Source organism: Kaistia terrae (assembly GCF_026344005.1).
In the GTDB taxonomy this organism is placed as follows: Bacteria; Pseudomonadota; Alphaproteobacteria; order Rhizobiales; family Kaistiaceae; genus Kaistia; species Kaistia terrae.
Window position 1 is genome coordinate 1 of the sequence record NZ_JAPKNH010000029.1, and the last position, 3,133, is coordinate 3,133.

Annotated in this window: 4 protein-coding genes; all 4 read right to left on the bottom strand. The window is 68.5% G+C overall.

Annotation, left to right across the window (positions count from 1 at the left end):
• Positions 1-755: energy transducer TonB (locus OSH12_RS26130; protein WP_266346569.1), on the bottom strand; the 755-nt coding region annotated here is incomplete at its 3' end.
• Positions 756-772: 17 nt separating this feature from the next.
• Positions 773-1,252 (bottom strand): TonB system transport protein ExbD, encoded by a 480-nt coding sequence (exbD, locus tag OSH12_RS26135; protein ID WP_266346570.1) that lies wholly within the window; start codon positions 1,250-1,252, stop codon positions 773-775.
• Between the two features lie 5 nt (positions 1,253-1,257).
• Positions 1,258-2,454 (bottom strand): tonB-system energizer ExbB, encoded by a 1,197-nt coding sequence (exbB, locus tag OSH12_RS26140; RefSeq protein ID WP_266346571.1) that lies wholly within the window; start codon positions 2,452-2,454, stop codon positions 1,258-1,260.
• Between the two features lie 253 nt (positions 2,455-2,707).
• On the bottom strand, positions 2,708-3,133 hold a 426-nt coding region (locus OSH12_RS26145), incomplete at its 5' end, for a biliverdin-producing heme oxygenase (RefSeq protein WP_266346572.1).

Here is a 3,133-nt window from a genome sequence, read left to right on the forward strand (position 1 = left end):
ATGGTGAAGCGGACGGTGACAATACCGGTTTCGCCCCTCGACCTCGATCCGGCCGGATAACGCTTGCGGCGCTCGAGATGCGCCATCAGCCGCGATTGCCATTTGGCCGGCGTCACCGACGAGGAAAACAGCCCGCTCGTCGACTGCCGCGCTGCCGTGCGGTCGGCTTGCTTGACCTGGGCCGCCGCTTCGACGCTCGCTTTCGAGGAAGCCGAAGGCGCCTGGCGCGGCGGCTTCCGGGCCTGCTCCCGGGGTGGCTTCGGCTCCGCCTTTTCGACCAGCTTGCGGACCGGCGGCTTCGGCCGCGGCGCGGGAAGTGGCACGGCGACGGTCTCGAGTTCGGTCACGATCTCGTCCTCGACCGGCTCGATCTCGTCAACCACCGGTTCGACTTCCGTGATTTCCTCGACCGGTTCGGTCACTTCATCGACGACGTCCTCGGGCTGGACCGCCTCGACGACCTTCTCCTCGACCGGCTGCAGTTCCTCCGGCGTCGGCTGGTCGATCGGCTCGGCCATGTTCGGGGCAATTTCCGCCGCAAGCTCGGGATCGGGCGAGATCTCGGTCTTCTCGGTGACGACCGCCTCCGGTTCCGGCGCCAGTTCGATCAGGATCGCCGGCGGCGGCGACGCGTCGGCCGCCGCCATCGGCTCGTCGCGCAGCAGCCATGCCGCTGCGCCGACATGGGCGGTCAGCACGACCAGACCGGCGCTGGCCCAGAGCAGGGTTTCGCCGATCCGCGCGCCCCGGCTCATCGAACGGCTCCAGTCCTTCATGGCACGGCGGCGCCCGCTGCGGATGGGGGAGCATCGCCGTCGGACATCGAGGCTTCAGGCAGGGCTTCCAGTCCGACCAGCGCGATCTTCAGATAGCCCGCCTTGCGCAGCAGGTTCATCACGTCCATCAGTTCGCGATAGGCGACCGCCTCGTCGGCGCGCAGGAAGATGCGGGCTTCCTTGTCGCCTAAGGTGAAGCGATCGAGCGCTGCCGCGAGTTGCTCGCGCTGGACCGGATCATTGCCGACATGCAGCGCGAGGTCCGACTTCAGCGTCAGATAGAGCGGCTCGTCGGGACGCTCCTTCGGCTGCGCGGTCGAGGCCGGCAGGTCGATGTCGATGTCGACGGTGGCGAGCGGGGCCGCGACCATGAAGATGATCAGCAGCACCAGCATCACGTCGATGAACGGCGTGACGTTGATCTCGTGGTTTTCTTCCAGCTCGCCATTGTCGCGCTGGCGGATGCCTCCGGCCATGCCCGTTACCCCGCCAGCCGGGCGTTGACCGGCACCTTGGCGTAGTCGAGATCGCGACTGACGAGGCGCTCGACGCCAGTTGCAGCGTCGGTCAACAACTGGCGGTAGCCGGTGATCGAGCGGGCGAAGACGTTGTAGATGACGACGGCGGGAATGGCCGCGACGAGGCCGATGGCGGTGGCCAGCAGCGCCTCGGCGATGCCCGGCGCGACGACGGCGAGATTGGTCGTCTGCGATTCCGAGATGCCGATGAAGGCATTCATGATGCCCCAGACGGTGCCGAACAGGCCGACGAAGGGCGCGGTCGAACCGATGGTCGCCAGCGCGCCGGTGCCTTTCGACATGCGACGCCCGGCCTGGGCCTCGATGCGGGCCAGGCTGGAGCCGAGCCGCTCCTTGACGCCGCCATCGCCCGCATAGCTGAGCGCGATTGCCGATTGCCGCAACTCATCCTCGGCCGAACGCACCATGAAGGCAGCGGGACCGCCACGGCCGGAAAGGACGCGGCTGGCCTCGGCGAGGCTGGATGAGGACTGGATCGCGGCCAGCGCGCGGCGGATACGAGCGCGGGCGCAGGCGATCTCGACTGACTTCGACAGCCAGATCGTCCAGGTAATCAGCGAGGCCAGAGCGAGGCCGATCATGACTGACTTCACCACCCAGTCGGCCGCCATGAACATGCCCCAGGGTGACAGATTGTGCGGCAAGTCACTGCGCGGCGGCGTCAGCAGCTGGGTCAGCATGTCGGTGGTCGAGGCGGGCTCGGCCGGAGCAGCAGCGGCGGGTGCCGCGGCCGGAGCCGTCGGAGCGGCCGGCTCGACATTGACGGGGGCGCCGTCAACCGGCGTCGCGGCGGCAGGCGCATTGGCTGCAGGCGCGCTGGCAGCCGGTGCGGCGTCGGGAGCCGAGGCTGCGGGCGCGCTGTCATTGGCGGCAGGTGCCATCTCGGCCGGAGCGGAGGTAGCGGGAGCCGGAGCCGGCGTCGCTGCCGGCGGCGTATTCGCATCGATCGCGGGAGCGGTGGCCGGAGCGGCCGGGGTCTCGATCGGAGTCGCAGCGGGCACCTCGGTGCCGACGTCCTGGGCGATGGCGAGGCCCGGCAGCATCAGCGTTGCCGCCAGTACCAGTCCTGCGATCCGGCCCACCTTGCGTTTCCCTTGGGTCGCGGCGATGGCTGCGGCGGGCTGCGTCAGGTGGGGCATGTCGGTATCTCTTGCTCGGATGTGTACAGGCAATGGACAACGCCGGACCCCGGCCTTGCGGCCGGGTCGTTGCGATCCGGGACGACAGTAAATCTGGGTGCCGACGGGCGAATTCGCCCTGGGTGCCTATACATGCGGCAGCAGCAGGCCTGGCGGCCCGCCGCTTCCGATCTTCAAGGCCGGGGCACGATGGTCCCGGCGGATGTTCTTTTCCGGCTCGCGTCCAAGTCGCGCGAACCGGTATCGGCTGCCTTCAGGCGAAGACGTCCGTCACCAGGCCATGCACCCGACGGAATGCGGCCCTGGCGCCTTCGATCATGCGCGCTTCCTCGTCCTCGTCGAGGTCGACGGAGTCGAGCGCCGCCGTGAACGTCTTCCAGTGCAGGCCACGGCCTTCCGGCGCGCCAGCAAGGTGGCGGGCGCCAAAAGTTTCCGACAAACCAAGCTTTGCCGCTTCCTTGATCAGGAAGGCGGCGCCGAGATTGGAACCCTCGGCGACGTAGAGCCAACCGAGCGCGGTTGGGATATCGGCATTGCCGTCGAAGGCGGGCGTCGTCGCGGCAGCTGGAACCGCGACGGCGAGATCGCCAAGGTCCTGCTCGACGTCGCCGAAGCGCCGCCGTCCGGCGAGATCGGGCAGCAACCGATCCAGCGCCGGGTTGGAATAGAGCGCATCGAT

What these genes read in the sequence shown, in the direction of transcription:
- exbD (WP_266346570.1), bottom strand. Translation starts at nt 1,252, where the DNA reads ATGGCCGGAGGCATCCGCCAGCGCGACAATGGCGAGCTGGAAGAAAAC.
- exbB (WP_266346571.1), bottom strand. Translation starts at nt 2,454, where the DNA reads ATGCCCCACCTGACGCAGCCCGCCGCAGCCATCGCCGCGACCCAAGGG.